The sequence below is a fragment of the Kribbella caucasensis genome (genome assembly GCF_004361855.1).
GTDB lineage: Bacteria > Actinomycetota > Actinomycetes > Propionibacteriales > Kribbellaceae > Kribbella > Kribbella caucasensis.
Genome location: NZ_SNWQ01000009.1, coordinates 278,426 through 294,625, shown reverse-complemented (window position 1 = coordinate 294,625; position 16,200 = coordinate 278,426). Strand labels below are relative to the sequence as shown.

Genomic DNA, 16,200 nt, shown 5'->3' with positions numbered 1-16,200 from the left:
GTTTCACTGCTCTTTGCTGCGCTGGATCGCCTCGGCGATGCGCTTGATGCGCCGCAGCCTGGCGTCCCAGGTCGCACCGACCGTGGCCAATTGGGCCGCCGCGCGGGCGAGTTGTTCGTCATCCACCTGGTACCGCCTTTCCCGTCCGGCCGGCGTCCCGTTGACCAGGCCGACGCGGTCGAGCACCGCAAGATGTTTCGCGACGGCTTGCCGCGTCACGGGTAGCCGCTCGCTGAGGGTTGTCGCCGTACCGCCGCCGTCGGCGAGCAGCAGGTCGAGCATCCGTCGCCGGGTCGGGTCCCCGATGGCCGACCAGAGATCGTCGTTGACGGCGACCGTCATCGGGATGAGCCCAGCCGCTCGACGTACGCGATGAGGCGGCCGAGGTGGTGGTCCCAACCCACGCTGTGGTCCTGGTACGTCGCCTCGAGGACCGCGACCTCCCAGCCCTGCTCGCGGAACCCGGTCTCAGTCATCCGGACCAACGTGCCCGTACCCGACGGGACGAGCTCGAAGGTCACCAGCAGCGAGTTGTTCGGGGTCGCGGACTCTCCCTGCGGATGGACCCAGCGGAAGCGGAAGAGCTTGGGCGGCTCGACGTCCACCACCGTGATCGCCACGACTTTCGGGTCCGCCGTAGCGGCGTCGAAGACGAGGTTGCCGACCGAACCGGGGACCGGCTCGAGGTCCGTCTCGTCCGGCCACCACTCCTTGAGGTGTTCGGGGCTGCTGATCACCTCGAAAACCACCTCCGGGGTGGCCTCGACGTGGATCTCGCGCTCGATGCTTCCGTACTCCATGACACTCCCGCTTTCCGCAACGTTTGGTTGCACATCACGGTAGCGGATGATCGGTCAGTCGCGCAACCATCGGTTGCTTATCGCGTGGTCGTCGCCAAGATGCGATAGTCGAGCTGTGGGGGTGCTCCTGTTCGACGGCGAACTGGAGTTCGACACCGAGGTGTTCGAGCTCCGGCTGGCTGGTGCGAGGGTTCCGCTGGAGCCGCAGGCCTTCGACGTCCTCGCCTATCTGGTGGCCCACCGCGACCGGGTGGTCGGCAAGGAAGAGCTGATGGACGCCGTCTGGGGCGGCCGCTTCGTCAGCGAAACCGCGGTCAGTACCAGGATCAAGCAGATCCGCCGGGCGATCGGCGACGACGGCCACACCCAACGGATCATCAGAACCGTGCACGGGCGGGGCTACCGGTTCATCGCCGAGCCGACGGGGCCGAGGCCGGCCTCGGGAACCGGGCCGGTGACGACCCTGCGCTCCCCCATCCGCTACACCGTCAGCGACGGTCTGCACATCGCCTATCAGGTGACCGGCGGCGGCGACCTCGACCTCGTCCTGGTCTCCGGGTTCGTGTCCCACCTGGAACTGGACTGGGGCGACCCGCGGCATGCGCATTTCCTCGACCGGCTCGGGTTGTTCGGCCGGCTGATCCGGTTCGACAAACGTGGTACCGGCATGTCCGACCGGCCGATCGGGCTGCCGGATCTGGAGACACGGATGCACGACGTCCTGGCCGTCATGGATGCGGCCGGCTCCCGGCAGGCCGTGCTGATCGGGTACTCCGAGGGCGGGCCGATGGCGATCCTGTTCGCTGCCGCGCATCCCGAGCGCGTCGCGGCCCTGGTTCTGTACGGCTGCTACGCGAAGCGGACGTGGACCGAGGACTATCCGGGGGCCCAGACGATCGAGGGGTGGGCTGCCTACACCGATCGCCTCGTCACCGAGTGGGACTGGGAGGCGGACATGCGGATGCGCTGCCCGTCCGCCGACCCGTCGATGCAGCGCTGGTGGGCGCAACGGATGAGAGCGGCCGCGACCCCGTCGACCGTGCGCGCCCTGATGGACATGAACAGCCTGGTCGATGTTCGGGAGACGTTGCCCGCCGTACGGGTACCGACCCTCGTGGTCCACCGCGACGGCGACGCCCTGACCAGGACCGAGGAGGCGAAGTACCTGGCCGAGCGCATCCCAGGTGCGCGGCTGGTCCTGATGCCCGGCGACGACCACTTCGTATCCGGCGACCCCGATCAGATCCTCGATGCGATCGAACCGTTCCTGGGCGAGCTCGCAGGGCATACGGAACCGGCGTTGTCGCTCGCCGCTATCGCCGCGCCGGCGGGACCGGGTGCCGCCCGGCTGGCCGCGGGTCTCACGGTGGCCGGGGGCCGGTTGCGTTCCGGCCCGGGCGGCCGACCAGTGGTGCAGTTCGACGGACCGGCGACCGCAGTGCGCGCCGGACTCGCCCAGCTGAGCGGTGCCGGCCGGCTCGGTATCGCCATCGCCGAGATCCCGCGCCAGGACACGGCGGTCGAGGCGTACGGCGTACAGCTGGCACTGGATCTCGCCGACAACGCGCCGCCCGGGTCGTTGTGGGTCTCGTCGGCCGTTCGGGACCTGCTCGCCGGGTCGGGCGTGACCCTCGAGCCGGCCGGTGACGACCCGGCCGGCGCGGTCGGCTCCCGGCAGGTGTACCGCGCGGTCGCGGCCACCTGACCGGTTACGAGCCGGGCCAGGTCACCTCAGCCGGGCCCGGAGAGCCTGACCGGTTCAGGCAGCCTGACCGGTTCACGCAGTGGCGACGTCGATAGTCACCGGTACGCCGTTGGTGATCACGTCGAAGACCGCCGACCGGCGCCGCGACTGCTCGACCAGCGCGGCCAGCTTCTCGGCTTCGGCGTCACCCTTGACGTGGAACACCACCCGGATCGCTTCGTAGCCGTTGCGGACCTGGTCGTCGAGCCCGAGGATGCCCATCAGATTGATGTCACCCTCGACCGTCGAGGTCACCTCCTCGAGCTCGATCCCGCGGGCGGCCGCGATGTTCGCCAGTCCACTGGTGAGGCAGGCGGCCAGCGCGGTCAGCAGGAGTTCGGCCGGGGTGGGACCACGGTCCTGCCCGACCAGTACCGGCGGGTGGTCGGCGTCGAAGGTGAAGTCGGCTTCGCGGGTGAACTCCTGCCCGGCTCCGAAGTAGCCGTTCACGGTTCCCCGGTTGTGGGTGCCGCTGAGCCAGCGGTTGGAGGCCCGGAACTGGAACCGGGCGATCTCCGGCTGGGCCTTGACCGCGTCGAGGGTGGCGAACAGGGTCGCCGTGTCGACGCCGTTGCGTGGGGTGGCGATCTCGTTGATCGACATGGTGGGTACATCCTTTCCACTGAGCAAAGGTCTTGCTCTTTCCACTGAGCAAAGGTCTTGCTGATGAAGTGCGGTGCTGATGACGTGCGGTGATCAGGCGGCGGATTCGATCACCTCCGGACTTTTCGGCAGCGCGGCGAGGAAGTCGGCCTCCCGCTCCAGCGCCTCGCTCAACTGGATCTGCAGTGCGACGAACCGGCCGGTCTCGGGGTACTCGGTCAGCGCCCGGGTGAGGTCGAAGATCTCCCGCACGGCCGTGTCGCGAGTCCGCCCGTACGCCGCCAATCCGTCCGCTTCGGCCTCGCGATCGCACAGTGACTGGTCCAACGCGGTCGCCAGTAGCTCGGCATCGCGGAAGGCGTCGGTGATGCCGTGGCCGGTGATGGGATCGCGGTGATATCCGGCATCACCGACCAGGGCCCAGCCAGGCCCGTACGGCGATCGGAGGTAATTGGGCAGATCGATCGCGCCCCGCACCGGCGCCGTCACTCGGCCGGCCCGGGCCCGCCGCCCGAGATCGGGAGCCACCTCTTCGAGCATGGTCAGGAGTGCCTCGGCGCGACCCGTTCCCGCCGTCCGTAGTACTGACATCGCGGCGGTGGGCCGGCACAGCCAGACACAAGCCTGACCGTCGTTCGTGGGGAACACTCCTGCGAAGGCGTCCGGGCCGACGTGGAACTCGAACGCGTCCCAGCCGGGAGCCTCCACATACGTGTAGAAGCTGGCGGATCGCGGTGTGAAGGCGTCCTCGGTCGCGGCGCCGAAGTGCCCGGCCATCCGCGAATGCCGCCCGTCGGCGCCGACGACGAACCGTGCCGACAACACCAGCTCGTCGCCATCCGCCGTTCGTGCCGTGAGCCCGGAGACCCGGCCGGCCTTCGACCGCAGTACGCCGGTCGCCGTCACGCCGGTCCGCAAGTCGGCACCCGAACGTGCCGCCGCCGTGGAAAGCAGTCCGTCGAGTATGTAGCGCCGGGGCGCGAGCAGATGGTCGACGCCGCCGCGCTCCTTGATCCGCCGCGTCATCGATTCACCGTTGGCCTGGAAGGTGACCTTCTTGACCGCCGGTGCCCCCGCGGCCAGGACCTCGTCGAGCAGGCCCCAGCGGGCTAGCTGCACGACACCACCGCGGGCGATCCCGTGCGTCGAGAGCGTGTCGGTGGGCAGGTGTGCTTTGTCCACCACCACGACGTCGTGACCCATCCGGGCCAGCAGCATCGCGGTCGCCGCGCCGGCGCAGCGAGCACCGACGACCACCACGTCGTGGTCGCTTCGGTGAGTTTCGGTCATGACGTCTCCAGCCCCCTTTGACCCGACGGCGATCCATCGGCGAATCGACTCTGTTCCCGTGATGCCGTCGGGAACTTGGAGACGGTCTGGAGGTCGGATGGAGGAGTCATGACTGCCCGCCGGCCAGGATCCCTCCACCGTCTCTCCACGGCCGCACCACGTGCTCGGCGCCGGGTAGCGCCACCGTGGTGGTCATGACCATCTCGACGAACCCGGCGCCCGGCACGACTCGACCCGCCACGACTCGGCCGGCCACGACTCCGCCGTACCGGCTTGCGGTCCGGGACGCTGCTTCGGTTGCTGTCGGCATCGGCTCGTTCGGTGTCGTGCTCGGCGTGACGATGTCGGTGCTGGGCTTCGGCGCGGTACCCGGCCTGGTCGGTGCGGTCGCGGTGTACGGCGGCAGCGCGCAACTCACCGCCGTCACCCTTCGCGACAGCCTGGAGCACCTCGCCCCCGCGGTGCTCGCGGCGATCGTCGCGGTCGAGGTGGTCAGAATGCTCAGCCACTCCACACTCGGCGACGCCCCTGCCTCTGCTCGCGGCTGTTGTCGTCACCGGCGTAGTGGCTCGCCTGACCCGCAGCCTCTCGATCGTGTCCGCGACCGGGCTCGCCCTGGTGTTGCTCCTCGATCTGGCGCTCTGACCTCGCGCAGGTTACCGCCGGCTGCGGACCGATGAGCCTATCTCTCAACCTGACTGACCCACGACGCCGCGGTAGAGGGCGAGGGCGCCGGTCAGGGAGTCGACGGTGGCTCGGGGACCGTAGATTGCGAGGCCGAGGTAGTCGAGGTCTTCGGCCTTGGTCCCGCTCATGGTTGCCATGAATTGGTCGTACGTGCGGGACCGCTGCGCGACTTGGTTCATGTCGTGAACGGTCACGCCGTCGCGGGAGGCCGCTTGGTCGCGGAGTTCGCGGAGACGGTCGGCCGGCGCGCGTAGTACGGGGATGGGGTGGGCGCTCATGCCCGCGTGCACCGCCCCGGAGGCATCCGCCACGGACGGGCCGACGACGTCCTCGTGGTGATGGCCGAGCGCGACCCCGAGCAACGCCGCGGTGTTCAGCGCGACGCCGACGGGTGCGTCGTCCGCGATCACCACGACCATCTTGTTCGCCAGCATCGACAGTTTTCCTCCCAGACACCCGACTCGATCGCCTGAACCGTAGCCGCCTGCACGGGACCCCCGCTGATCAACCGAACGAAATTCGGCGGCCGCTGGCAAACTGGCCGCCATGGACGAACTTGATACGGCGCTGCTCCGGATGCTGCAGAACGATGCACGCCGGACCAACCGCGACATGGCCGCCGAACTCGGCATCGCGCCGTCGACCTGCCTCGAACGGATCCGCGGCCTGCGCGATCGCGGCGTGATCAGCGGGTACCACGCCGAGGTCGATCTGAAGGCGATCGACCGGTCCACGCAGGCGATCATCTCGATCAAGCTCCGCCCGCAGGCGATGGCCGTCGCGACCGCGTTCCAGGACTACGTGAACAAGCTGCCGCAGACGCTCGAGCTGTTCATGGTCTCCGGCGCCTCGGACTTCCTCGCACACGTCGCGGTCAAGGACACCCAGGCGCTGCGCGATCTCGTCCTCGACCTCGCGAAGCGCCAGGAGATCGGCGACATCCGCAGCTCCGTCGTCTTCGAGCACCACCGCCGTACGACGATCATGCCGCTGCCGTAGTACGGGGCACTGGCCCCAGTACGGCGTACCGGTGCTGACCTAGTCGTCCTGGCCCGGGCTACCGGTAACCCCGCTTGAGCAGGTACTTGGCTCCTGCCTCGTAGCCCTCGGGGCTGAGCAACTCGAACCCGAAGGCGTCAGGTCGGTCGTGTTGAACGCGGCGCAGACCGCCAGGGCGTCTTCAATCTGCTGGGGCGAAACACCGGCGGCCAGCACTTCCCGCATGTCCTCGGCGCCGACCTTCCCCTCCCGGGTCAGCTTGCCGAGCATCCGCAGCGTTGCCCGGAGCGGCTCCTCGACGGGGGCCGATTCCAGGTCGGCCAGCACCGCCTCGACCCTTGGCCCGTCCTGGTACGACAGGCGCGCGGTCGCGGTGTGCGCGCCGATGCAGAACGCCGTCTCGTTCACCTTGGACACGTAGGCCGCCATCAGCTCCCGATCGCCTACCGACCAGGCGGACGGCCCGCGCATCGCCTCGTGGGTGAACTCCTTGGCCCGGGTGCCGTAGAAATCGGGTCGGTAGAAGACCAGTCTGGCGGCGTCCGGTACCGGGTGCCGGGAGAACAGCCGGATGACCGCGAACAGCAGCTTGGTCCCGGGGCGGTAACCGTGGTTGAGGATGTCAAGACGCATGATCCGGCCTCCCGGTCGCTTCGGCCAGGGCGCCAAGTCCCGCTTCATACAGCCGAGTGGACTGGCCGACCGCGGCACAGATCACGAGCTCGAAAAGCTGGTCCTCGGTGCAGCCCGACGCCTTTGCAGCAGCCAGGTCCTCCTCGGTGACCTGGGCCGGCCTGTTGGCGACCTTACCGATCAGCGCGTCCAGCGGCGGGGCGAGGCCGTCGTTGCTGAAGGCACGCGCTCGCTGCTCCTTGGATGCCCTGCCCTCCCCGTTCAGGACGCGATCCACCAGGGCTCGGTGCGCTGCTCGCTTTCTGTCCTCATCCGGCACGGCGTCCTCCGCCTCCTCGGCAGCTGGGCGGTCTGCCCTCAGGTATATGACGATTGGCGCGCCGCCGAACAGGACAAACGGCCGAAGAAGGCCCAACGACCCGGTACGGCGTACCGGCGCAGACCCGGTACGGCGCTGGCGGGGCGGCCCGATCGGGCAATCGGCGGTCTGTGGACCCTCCGGGCTGAGAGGGTCGGCGATATGGCTTCGAACCTGGCTTGTCTCGGACTCGGCGTGGAGACCGAGGACGAGTTCGCCGTCCTGGTGGATCGGGCGTTGCGGCAGGCGGTGCCGATCGCCACGGCCGGCGAGGAACGGTTGCTGCGCTGGCAGGACCCGTCCGGGGCACGGCTGCTCTTCACGATGGGCGCGGACGGGATCCGGCGGCTGACGCCTTCGCTGTCCGCGGATCCCGGCGGCCAACTGACCGGGGTACGGAAAGCGAACGACGACGTCGCCGTCGCGGATGTCCACCAGGACGGCGACACGGTGACGCGGCTGTCGATCGAGCTGGAGGAGATCCCGCTGCTCGGCGACGGGACGTACAGCGGACCCGCGAACGTTGTGGCACTCGGCGTCGCCGCGTCGGTCCACGAGGACGAGGCGGCGTTCGGCGCATCCGACGAGAGCATCCTCGGCGATCCGGCGCGCAAGGACGAACCGCGGCCGGAGAACCACCCGGACGGTCACCCGTGGCCGCCGCGGCTGGCCGGCGAGTCGTTCATGGCGTACGGGATGTTCGGCCCGGCCGGCGAAACCACCGCGAACGCCTGGCTGGCCGGGACCGTACTACGCGCCGAGCGTCGTACTACGCAACTCACGCAGCAGGAGTTCATCGTCGCGCGAGTCCGGACGGTCGGGTTCGAGGCCGACGTGTGTTTGCCGGGCGCGGCGCATTTCGGCGCACCCGGGCCGGGGAACGTGATCGCCGGGGAGATGTTCCTGGTCGGCTCGCTCCAGCTGGACGTCCGCGCCTTCACCGAGCGCTCCCGGAAGAAACGCTGGTTCAGCCGCCGCTGAGCTGCTCTTCAGCGTTGAGTACGCCGCCGAGGCTCGCCAAGAGGGTGAGCGCGGCCTCGGACGGGCTGCCGGGGGCGGCCGTGTAGGTCATCAGCCGCTGACCGCTGCCGTCCGGGAGGTGCAGCGCCTCGAACTGCAGCGTCAGCGCGCCCAGCTCAGGGTGCTGGAACTGCTTGGTGCCCGTCATGCAGTTGTGCACGGGATGCTCGCACCACAGCTCCGCGAACTCGGTGCTCTTCATAGACAACTCCCCGATCAGCTCCGCGAGCGCGGTGTCATCAGGATGCCGCCCGGCGATCAGGCGCAGCGCGGCGATCGCACGCCGGCACTCCTCCTGGCGGCGCGGATAGAGCTCGCGGGTATGCGGATCGAGGAACAGCATCCGGATCAGGTTCGGCCGATCGGCGGGCCGGGCCGGAGCGTCGAAGTCACAGTGCCCGGCGAGCAGCAGGTGGCCGAGGCGGTTCCACGCGAGCACCTCGTTACGCCGTCCCAGGACCACGGCCGGGACCGTGTCCATCGCACCGATGAGCTGTACCAATCCGGCTCTGGCGTGGTCCGGTCTCGCCGTACGACGCCGCTTCGCGGGCACCGGCTTGGCCAGGTCGTGCAGATGAGCGTGCTCGTCGTCGGTCAACCGGAGGGCGCGGGAGATCGCGTCGATGACGGATGCGGATGCGTTGGCGCTGTGACCCTGTTCGAGTCGGGTGTAGTACGTGACACTCACGCCGGCGAGTTGGGCGAGCTCCTCGCGACGCAACCCGGGCACCCGGCGAGCGCCGTACGAGACGAGCCCGACGTCGGCGGGGGTAAGCCGAGCACGCCGGCTGCGGAGGAACTCCCCGAGCGCGGTGAATGCCTCGGGACTGTCCATGAGATCCATTGTGCGGTCAGCCCGCAACGTCGTGCCTGTCCCCACCAGTGATAGGCAGCGCGGTGGTGGGTTGGGCCGTGTCTGGAGGCGATCCGTTGCGACGCCGAGGGTGGTGCGTGCATCGCATCCGACCAGAAAGGTATCGGCCCTGATGGCTGCCTCTTTGACCTCCGGCGGGACTGCTCCCGCCACCAGCCTCGATCGGCGCGCGAAGGTCGCCCTCGTCGTCCTGCTGACCGCGAGCTTCACGCTCGCGGTGGACTTCTCCATCCTCAACGTGGCGTTGCCGTCGATCGGCGCCGACGTCGGGCTCAGCCTCGGCAACCTGCAGTGGATCGCGACCTCGTTCGCCCTGTGCGCGGCCGGTTTCACGCTTTTCTTCGGCCGGGTGGCGGACCTGTTCGGCAAGCGGCGGCTGTTCCTCGTCGGCATGGCACTGCTCGGCATCGCGTCATTCGTCGGCGGGCTGGCTGTCAATCCGGCGATGCTGATCACCGCCCGTATCGCGCAGGGCCTGGCCACGGCGGCCGTCACCCCGGCGGCGCTGGCGTTGCTCACGACCACCTTCCCGGAGGGGCCGTTGCGCGAGCGGGCGCTCGGTCTGAACGGTGCCCTGATGGCCGGCGGATTCACCACCGGCGCGATCCTCGGCGGCATCCTCACCGACGTCCTGTCCTGGAACTGGGCGTTCTTCATCAACGTCCCGATCGCGCTCGCCGTCGTCGCGGTCGCACCACTCGTACTCCGTGAACACCGGCCGGCCACTCGTCCCCGGCTGGACGTTCCCGGCGCGATCACCGTGACGCTCGGGCTGCTCGCGATCGTCTTCGGTCTGTCCCGCGCGGGCGAACGTTCGTGGGACGACCCGCTGTCGCTGACCGCACTCGTCGCGGGCATGGGGTTGCTGGTGCTCTTCTACTTCGTCGAACGTTTGGTCGCGCAGCCGCTCATCTCGGTCGCGGTCCTCGGTCGCCGTACGGTTGCCTGGGGCAACGTCGCCGGCATCCTCGCGTTCGTCACCGAGACCTCGCTGGTCTTCCTGCTTACGCTTTATCTGCAGGAAGTTCTCGGCTACACGCCGCTCGGCGCCGGGCTTGCGCTGGCGATGCTCGGTCTCGGTACTGTGCTCGGCGCCATCCTCGGTCCGCGCGCCATCGCGAAACTCGGCAGCCGCCGAACGATCGTCACCGGCTTCACCGTCCAGGGGCTGAGCACCGTCCCGCTGATCTTCCTCGGTTCGGAGCGCGGTTGGATCGCCGTCGTACTCGTCGCGACGTTCATCGGTGGGATCGCCAACCTTTGCGCCATCATCGGCTACATGGTCACCGCGACGTCAGGACTCCCCGACCACGAACAAGGCCTGGCCACCGGCCTGGCCATCATGAGCCAGCAGATCGGCATAACCATGGGCACCCCCATCGTGTCCGCGATCGTTGCCGCCACCCTGCCCGGCACCACCGCCCCCCACTCGGCCGAGCTCCTGCATGCCCTCTCCACCGCGATCACCGTCAACGCCGCCCTCTGCCTCGCAACCGCCGCCGCCCTCGCCTTCGCCCTCCCGAAGCGCAGCGCAGCCACAACGCCGGGAGCTTGAACAAGAACCGGAGACGGTGAACAGGTCGTGCTTAGTCCGAGCCCACGAGAAGTTGTTCAAGCTCCCGCGCCGGACCAGGGCCGGCCGCTCTGGCGCGGTAGCCAGGGCGCGGGTGTGACCGAACGTACTGTCATGCCGATGAGCGGACGTGAGAGGGCAAGTCGCCCCGGGCCCGGACGCGTTCGAATTGGGTCAGGAGAGCTCGACAACCACTTTGCCGAGGGCGCGCCCTTCACAGACGTGAGCAAGCGCGGCGGGAACCTCGTCGAGAGCGACGGTGCGGTGGATGTGGATCCTTATGTCCCCGGTAGCGCAGAGGGCGGCGAGCGGCTCGAAGTGGGCCGGCCCCTCCTTGACGGCGAGGATCCCGATTGCGCGACCGGTGAGCCGCCCAACCAGCCAACCGCCAATGAGCATTCGCAGCAGCGTGGGTACCGACCCGCCTACGCATCGATACGTACCGCCGGGTGCCAGCGCACGCCGATAGGCGAATATCGACCGGTGCGCGACCAGGTCGAGGATCAGGTCGTACGGCTGGGTGGTACGGGTGAAGTCGTCCCGGCGGTAGTCGATCACGTCGTCCGCGCCGACCGACCGCATGAAGTCCAGCTTGGCGGCGTTGTCGACACCGGTGACGTGAGCACCGAGCCGCTTGGCGAGCTGGATCGCGAACGATCCCGACCGATCTTCACCCGCACCTGGCCGGCGGCGGGCGAGGGTATTGGGACGTCCTCGACCCGCAGCACATCGGGAGACCCGTACCGGTCGTAGACGACCGCCTTCACGCCGGCCCCGCGGCCCACCTGGTCATAGCGGCAACGTAGCAAGCCGGGCCGGCCGACCGAGCCCGACTCCGGCCAGAACTCCAGGAGCTTGAACAGGAACCGGTGAGCTTGAACGTGACGTGCCTTGTTCACGCTCACCAAATGTTGTTCAAGGTCCAGCGGACATCGAGATGGGGTCAGATCTGGTGGGTGCGGAGGTGGATGTTCTGGAGGAGGCCGATGGCTAGGAGGCCAGCCAGGAGGGAGGAGCCGCCGTAGGAGACGAAGGGGAGGGGGAGGCCGGTGACCGGCATGATGCCTAGCGTCATGCCGATGTTTTCGAAGGCCTGGAAGGCGAACCAGCAGACGATGCCGGTGGCGACCAGGCGGTGGAAGGCGTCGCGGGCGTTGACGGCGATGCGGAGTCCGCGCCAGATGATCAGCGCGAACAGGACGATGATCGCGCCGGCGCCGATCAGGCCGAGCTCCTCCCCCGCGACGGTGAAGACGAAGTCGGTGTGCTGCTCGGGGACGAACGCGTTCTGCGTCTGCGAACCGTGGAACAGGCCCTGACCGAAGACGCCGCCGTTGCCGATCGCGATCCGGGCCTGGTTGATGTTGTACCCGATGCCCTGCGGATCCTGGGACGGATCGGCGAACGCCTTGAACCGGGCCAGCTGGTAGTCCTTCAGCACGTTGAACTGGATCGCCAGCGTGGCGACCACGGTGGCGGCGGTGACCAGGCCGAGCATCCAGCGCTTCGGTACGCCGGAGACCGCGATGATGCCGAACACGATCGAGCCGAGCACCATCACCGTGCCGAGGTCGGGTTGCAGCATCACCAGGATCACCGGGACGGCGGCGACCGCGATCGCCTGGGCGACGTCGACGGTGCGGGCGTTCTCGCGGTGGTTGGTCTCGCCCTTCTCGGCGATCAGCAGCGCCATCCCGACGATCACCGCGAGCTTGGCGAACTCGCTCGGCTGGATCGACATCCACGGCAGCTGGATCCACGAGCGCGAGCCGTTGATCACCGCACCCACGCCGGGGACGAGGACCAGGATCAGGCCGAGCAGCGATGCGACGTACAGGACTGGGGCGAGGATGCGGACCCGGCGGTGGTCGGTGAGGGCGGCGCCGACGGCGAGGATCGAGCCGATCGCGAAGTTCAGCGCGTGCCGGAGGAGGAAGGCGTACTGGTTCCCGTCGGTGAGTGAGGTGCGCTGGTACGTCGCGGACCAGATCAGCAGCGCGCCGATCGCCGACAACGCGAGTACGCCGACCACCAGCACCCAGTCCGCCTGCCACAGCGCGGACCGCCGATCCGCCCGTGCCCGCGTCAGCCTGATCGGCGTCAGCAAACTCATTGGTTGACCTTCTTGGGCGGGGTGGCGGGGGGCTTGATGTTGTAGAGGGTTTCGTAGATGTGGCGGACTGCGGTGCCGGAAGCGCCGGAGCCGGTGCCTGCCTGGCTGATCATCATCACCACGGCGTAGCGGTCGGTGTAGGAGGCGAGCCAGGAGGTGGTTTGTTTGCCGTAGACCTCGGCCGTACCAGTCTTGGCACGGATCGGCACCTGGTCCAGCGGGAAGCCGGTGAACTTCCAGGCCGCGGTGCCGGAGCGGACCGTCTCCTTCAGTGAGCGATCGATGTAGCGCAGCGTCGCCGCCGGCACCGGCAGCCGGGCGCGGACCCTCGCGGGGATCGGTTTCGCCTTGCCGTTCGGGCCGATCACCTTGCTGGCGACATGCGGCTCCCAGAGGATCCCGCCATTAGACAGGGCCGAGTAGACCGTGGCCAGCTGCAACGGGGTCAGCGTGGTGTCGCCCTGGCCGATCGCGAAGTTCACCGCATCGCCGGCGCGGTACCGATAGCCGTCCGCACAGAACTCCCGGGAGAACTGTTTCAGGAACGTCGACGTCCCGGCCGGCGGGTTCTCCGCGAGCTTGCAGTAGTAGTCCTTCTGCGCGTCGTAGTACTCCTTCTTCCACTTCCGGTCCGCGATCCGGCCGCCCGCCTCGCCGGGCAGGTCGACCCCGGTCGGGCGGCCCAGGCCGAACTTCTTCGCCATCTCCACCAGCGGGTCCACCGCGTTGACGTCGCTGGAGTTGCCGCCCTCCTTCAGCCACAGGTCGTACGCGATCCGGTAGAAGAACGTGTCGCAGGACAGCGAGAGCGCCTGGTCGAACCCGATCATCCCGTACGAGGCGGACTCGTAGTTCTTGAACCGGCGGTTGCCGACCTCGAAGTACGACGAGCAGTCCAGCCGCGTCCGCGTGCTGTATCCCGCACCCATCGCGGCCGCCGTGGTGATCGGCTTGAACGTCGAACCGGGCGCGAGCTGACCCTGCAACGCCCGCGACAGCAGCGGCGTACCGGAGTCCGGGGAGTAGAGGGCGTCCAGTTCGCGCTGGGAGATGCCGCCGACCCAGACGCCCGGGTTGTACGACGGGGAGCTCGCCATCGCCACGATCTGACCGGTCCTGGTGTCCATCACCACGGCCGCGCCCGAGTCGGCGACGTAGTTCCGCTTGGTGATCTTGTCGTACTGCTTCCGGGCGGTCAGGATCGCGCCGCGCAACTCCTTCTCCACCGAGGCCTGGATCCGCGCGTCGATACTGGTCACCAGCGTCGACCCGGGCACCGGCGCGGTCTGCTTCACCAGGCCGGTCGTGTACCCGACGGCGTCCACGCTGACCGTCTTCGCCCCGGGCGTGCCGCGCAGCATCGCGTCGTACGTCCGCTCGACACCGGCGCGACCGACCAGGTCGGATCGGTGGATCACCGGATCCTGGCCGGACGCCTGCACCTTGTCGAGCTCCTCGGTGGTGATCGGCGACAGATACCCGAGGATGTGCGCGGCGTTCACCCCATACGGCGCCGGGTAGGCCCGCAGCGCAGCCGTCTCGGCGGCCACCCCGGGGAAGTCCTCGCGGCGCTCCATCACCTCGATCGCGACCTGCTCGCTGACGTCCTTCGCCACCGGGATCGGCTGGTACGGCGAACCGTTCCAGCAGGCGGGCGGCTTCGACGCACCCGGCTCACCGCACAACATGGTCCGCGCGGTCAGGTCGGCCGGCTTCTGACCCAGCACCTTCGCCAGCCGGGTCAGCACCCCCTTCTGCTGGTCGTCGGTGAGCTTCGCCAGCACGGACCGGTCGACCGTGATCACCAGCGAGACGCGGTTGCCCACCAACGTGCGGCCGGCCGCGTCGACGATCGTGCCGCGCGGCGCGGGCGTCAGCACCTCGCGGGTGCGGTTCAGATCGGCCGCGGACGCGTACGTGTCGCCGATGATGACCTGGAGATACCAGAGCCGGGCCAGCAGCGTGCCGAGCAACGAGAAGACCAGCACCCCGATGACGAACAGGCGCAACCGTGCCTTCAGCGGGGCCGGGTTGAAGCTGTCGAAACTCACGGCAGCACCCGTTGCCGCTCGCGGGCCGGGACCACCCGGCTCATCACCCACATCACCAGCGGAATCACCACGATCGCCCCGACCACGTCGTACCCCGCGGCGATGCCGAGCCGGACCCCGAACTCGCCCCAGTCGACCGCCGGGTCGTGCAGCAGCGAACCGGTCGCGGAGTACACCAGCAGGGACAAGGCAGCCGACAGTACGACGGTCAGCGCGACCCCGAGCGGACCGACCGGCCCGGCCGATCGGTCCCGCCGGACGAGGCCCGCCACATACCCACTCAGCGCGAGCGCCAGCGCCCATCGCCCGGCCGTGTGATCCGCGGGCGGCACCACGTCGAGCATCAGGCCGCCGGCGAACCCCGCGATCGCTCCCCACTCGGGCCCGCGAGACAGCGCGAGCGCTACCACCACGATCATCACGAGGTCGCAAGTCACCCCGGCGACGGCGATGTTCGGCAGCACCGAGGTCTGCACGACGACCGCGATCATCAAGAACAGGGCGGCCAGCCCGATCCGCAGCGCGGGCACGTCAGCGGCCCTTCTCCGGCGAGACCGTACTGCGGGGCGGACGTGCGGGTGGCCCGGTCACCACCCCGACGAGGTCGATCCGGCTCGGATCGACGAACGACTTGACCGTCGCTGTCGACCCGAGCGTTCCCTGGTTCGGCGTCACCGAGGTGACCGTGCCGATCGGGACACCTGGCACGTACGGCGCGTTGCCCTTCGAACCCCAGGTGACGATCCGGTCGCCCACCTTCGGCCGGGCCCGCAGATCGACCAGCTTGTAGTCGAGCGTGCCGGCCACCTCGCCCCGGCCGGAGACGAACCCGAGCGCCATCGTCGAACTGAGCCGGCCGCCGACAGTGGAGTTCCGGTCGCCGATCAGCAGCACCGTCGCGGTCCCCTCGGTGGTCCGCACCACGCGGCCGACGAGTCCGTCGCCGTTGAGAACAGTCATGTCCGGTCGCACCCCGTCCGCCGTACCGGCATCGATGGTCACTGTGTGGTTGAAGCTCTGTGCACTCCCGATCCCGATCACGCGAGCGGGCGTCACCGTGTACGCCGGAGCCACCTTCAGCAGGCGGTCCAGCTCGGCGGCGCGGTTCCGGGCATAGTCGGTCGTTCGCAGGTCGCTGGTCAGTTTTTCGTTGTCCGCTTTGAGTTTCTCGTTCTCTGCCTTCAATCTATCCACTTCCGCGAATCTGTCGCGGAGGTTGTCCACAGGCTGCCGGGCCGAGGTCGCGCCGGACTCCAGCGGACCGAAAACGGCGGCGGCCGCGTGCCGCAGCGGCTCGACCGGCGAACCCGCCGAGCGGCGCGCGTCGAGCACGATCAGGGTGAAGGAGGCCAGGATCACCAGCACCAGGACGGTCCGGCGCCGCCGGATCTCCCGGGGCAGCGCGGCCGACCGGACCAGGCCGCGGGCGGGGGTGCCGAGGTCTTTGAGCATGGT

The 16,200-nt window shown here is 68.9% G+C and carries 18 protein-coding genes; 5 read left to right on the top strand and 13 right to left on the bottom strand.

Annotation, left to right across the window (positions count from 1 at the left end; genetic code table 11):
• Positions 1 to 3: 3 nt before the first annotated feature.
• On the bottom strand, positions 4 to 342 hold the full coding sequence (locus EV643_RS20630) for an ArsR/SmtB family transcription factor (RefSeq protein ID WP_133801725.1): 339 nt from the start codon (positions 340 to 342) through the stop codon (positions 4 to 6).
• A complete protein-coding gene (locus tag EV643_RS20625) occupies positions 339 to 800 on the bottom strand; it encodes an SRPBCC domain-containing protein (RefSeq protein WP_133801724.1) in 462 nt (153 codons plus the stop codon). Before EV643_RS20625 ends, EV643_RS20630 begins: the two co-directional genes overlap by 4 nt.
• 115 nt (positions 801 to 915) lie before the next feature.
• Here EV643_RS20625 and EV643_RS20620 point away from each other — a divergent pair, with 115 nt between their 5' ends.
• A complete protein-coding gene (locus tag EV643_RS20620; RefSeq protein WP_166665518.1) occupies positions 916 to 2,505 on the top strand; it encodes an alpha/beta hydrolase in 1,590 nt (529 codons plus the stop codon).
• A 72-nt stretch (positions 2,506 to 2,577) separates the two neighbouring features.
• Here the strand turns inward: EV643_RS20620 and EV643_RS20615 are convergent, their stop codons facing one another.
• Together EV643_RS20615 and EV643_RS20610 are read right to left on the bottom strand one after the other, a co-directional pair.
• Positions 2,578 to 3,147, bottom strand: coding sequence for an OsmC family protein (locus EV643_RS20615; RefSeq protein WP_133801722.1), 570 nt, complete (start codon positions 3,145 to 3,147; stop codon positions 2,578 to 2,580).
• A gap of 93 nt (positions 3,148 to 3,240) precedes the next feature.
• Complete coding sequence (locus EV643_RS20610; RefSeq protein WP_133801721.1) at positions 3,241 to 4,437, bottom strand: NAD(P)/FAD-dependent oxidoreductase; 1,197 nt, start codon at positions 4,435 to 4,437, stop codon at positions 3,241 to 3,243.
• Positions 4,438 to 4,631: 194 nt separating this feature from the next.
• On the opposite strand from EV643_RS20610, the gene EV643_RS20605 reads away from it, so the two are divergent.
• Positions 4,632 to 5,117 (top strand): ABC transporter permease family protein, encoded by a 486-nt coding sequence (locus EV643_RS20605; RefSeq protein WP_133801720.1) that lies wholly within the window; start codon positions 4,632 to 4,634, stop codon positions 5,115 to 5,117.
• 9 nt (positions 5,118 to 5,126) lie between these two features.
• Here the strand turns inward: EV643_RS20605 and EV643_RS20600 are convergent, their stop codons facing one another.
• Entirely contained in the window at positions 5,127 to 5,558 is a 432-nt protein-coding gene (locus EV643_RS20600) for a DUF2000 domain-containing protein (RefSeq protein ID WP_166665517.1), read from the bottom strand.
• 112 nt (positions 5,559 to 5,670) lie between these two features.
• Between EV643_RS20600 and EV643_RS20595 the strand changes: the two genes are divergently transcribed.
• Positions 5,671 to 6,123, top strand: coding sequence for an Lrp/AsnC family transcriptional regulator (locus EV643_RS20595; protein WP_133801718.1), 453 nt, complete (start codon positions 5,671 to 5,673; stop codon positions 6,121 to 6,123).
• 39 nt (positions 6,124 to 6,162) lie between these two features.
• On the opposite strand, the gene EV643_RS20590 is transcribed toward EV643_RS20595, so the two are convergent.
• A complete protein-coding gene (locus EV643_RS20590) occupies positions 6,163 to 6,756 on the bottom strand; it encodes a carboxymuconolactone decarboxylase family protein (protein WP_202869654.1) in 594 nt (197 codons plus the stop codon).
• On the bottom strand, positions 6,746 to 7,033 hold the full coding sequence (locus EV643_RS20585) for a hypothetical protein (RefSeq protein WP_202869653.1): 288 nt from the start codon (positions 7,031 to 7,033) through the stop codon (positions 6,746 to 6,748). The genes EV643_RS20590 and EV643_RS20585 overlap by 11 nt, the downstream gene beginning before the upstream one ends.
• Before the next feature lie 243 nt (positions 7,034 to 7,276).
• On the opposite strand from EV643_RS20585, the gene EV643_RS20580 reads away from it, so the two are divergent.
• On the top strand, positions 7,277 to 8,095 hold the full coding sequence (locus EV643_RS20580; RefSeq protein WP_133801716.1) for a hypothetical protein: 819 nt from the start codon (positions 7,277 to 7,279) through the stop codon (positions 8,093 to 8,095).
• Here the strand turns inward: EV643_RS20580 and EV643_RS20575 are convergent.
• The gene (locus EV643_RS20575) at positions 8,082 to 8,969 is read right to left on the bottom strand and encodes a helix-turn-helix domain-containing protein (RefSeq protein ID WP_133801715.1); all 888 of its coding nucleotides are present in this window, start codon (positions 8,967 to 8,969) and stop codon (positions 8,082 to 8,084) included. The two genes, EV643_RS20580 and EV643_RS20575, sit on opposite strands and share 14 nt — an antisense overlap.
• Before the next feature lie 151 nt (positions 8,970 to 9,120).
• Between EV643_RS20575 and EV643_RS20570 the strand changes: the two genes are divergently transcribed.
• Positions 9,121 to 10,563: an MFS transporter gene (locus EV643_RS20570; RefSeq protein WP_133801714.1), complete on the top strand. Its 1,443-nt coding sequence runs from the start codon at positions 9,121 to 9,123 to the stop codon at positions 10,561 to 10,563.
• 192 nt (positions 10,564 to 10,755) lie between these two features.
• Here the strand turns inward: EV643_RS20570 and EV643_RS20565 are convergent, their stop codons facing one another.
• The 5 genes from EV643_RS20565 to mreC all read right to left on the bottom strand — a co-directional run bounded on the left by EV643_RS20565 (position 10,756) and on the right by mreC (position 16,197).
• Positions 10,756 to 11,229, bottom strand: a complete 474-nt coding sequence (locus EV643_RS20565) for a zinc-binding dehydrogenase (RefSeq protein ID WP_133801713.1) — start codon at positions 11,227 to 11,229, stop codon at positions 10,756 to 10,758.
• A gap of 295 nt (positions 11,230 to 11,524) precedes the next feature.
• A complete protein-coding gene (rodA, locus tag EV643_RS20560; RefSeq protein ID WP_133801712.1) occupies positions 11,525 to 12,694 on the bottom strand; it encodes a rod shape-determining protein RodA in 1,170 nt (389 codons plus the stop codon).
• Entirely contained in the window at positions 12,691 to 14,745 is a 2,055-nt protein-coding gene (mrdA, locus tag EV643_RS20555; RefSeq protein ID WP_133801711.1) for a penicillin-binding protein 2, read from the bottom strand. Before mrdA ends, rodA begins: the two co-directional genes overlap by 4 nt.
• Positions 14,742 to 15,275 carry a rod shape-determining protein MreD gene (mreD, locus tag EV643_RS20550; RefSeq protein ID WP_133801710.1) on the bottom strand — a complete coding sequence of 178 codons (534 nt, stop codon included), beginning with the start codon at positions 15,273 to 15,275 and terminating at the stop codon, positions 14,742 to 14,744. Before mreD ends, mrdA begins: the two co-directional genes overlap by 4 nt.
• 1 nt (position 15,276) lies before the next feature.
• On the bottom strand, positions 15,277 to 16,197 hold the full coding sequence (gene mreC / locus EV643_RS20545) for a rod shape-determining protein MreC (RefSeq protein ID WP_133801709.1): 921 nt from the start codon (positions 16,195 to 16,197) through the stop codon (positions 15,277 to 15,279).
• Positions 16,198 to 16,200: the final 3 nt, after the last annotated feature.

Coding starts and splice junctions, on each gene's coding strand:
- EV643_RS20590 (WP_202869654.1), bottom strand. CDS start 6,756: ATGCGTCTTGACATCCTCAACCACGGTTACCGCCCCGGGACCAAGCTG.
- rodA (WP_133801712.1), bottom strand. CDS start 12,694: ATGAGTTTGCTGACGCCGATCAGGCTGACGCGGGCACGGGCGGATCGG.
- EV643_RS20605 (WP_133801720.1), top strand. CDS start 4,632: ATGACCATCTCGACGAACCCGGCGCCCGGCACGACTCGACCCGCCACG.
- mreC (WP_133801709.1), bottom strand. CDS start 16,197: ATGCTCAAAGACCTCGGCACCCCCGCCCGCGGCCTGGTCCGGTCGGCC.
- EV643_RS20610 (WP_133801721.1), bottom strand. CDS start 4,437: ATGACCGAAACTCACCGAAGCGACCACGACGTGGTGGTCGTCGGTGCT.
- EV643_RS20580 (WP_133801716.1), top strand. CDS start 7,277: ATGGCTTCGAACCTGGCTTGTCTCGGACTCGGCGTGGAGACCGAGGAC.
- EV643_RS20625 (WP_133801724.1), bottom strand. CDS start 800: ATGGAGTACGGAAGCATCGAGCGCGAGATCCACGTCGAGGCCACCCCG.
- EV643_RS20570 (WP_133801714.1), top strand. CDS start 9,121: ATGGCTGCCTCTTTGACCTCCGGCGGGACTGCTCCCGCCACCAGCCTC.
- EV643_RS20595 (WP_133801718.1), top strand. CDS start 5,671: ATGGACGAACTTGATACGGCGCTGCTCCGGATGCTGCAGAACGATGCA.
- EV643_RS20615 (WP_133801722.1), bottom strand. CDS start 3,147: ATGTCGATCAACGAGATCGCCACCCCACGCAACGGCGTCGACACGGCG.
- EV643_RS20600 (WP_166665517.1), bottom strand. CDS start 5,558: ATGCTGGCGAACAAGATGGTCGTGGTGATCGCGGACGACGCACCCGTC.
- EV643_RS20630 (WP_133801725.1), bottom strand. CDS start 342: ATGACGGTCGCCGTCAACGACGATCTCTGGTCGGCCATCGGGGACCCG.
- EV643_RS20575 (WP_133801715.1), bottom strand. CDS start 8,969: ATGGACAGTCCCGAGGCATTCACCGCGCTCGGGGAGTTCCTCCGCAGC.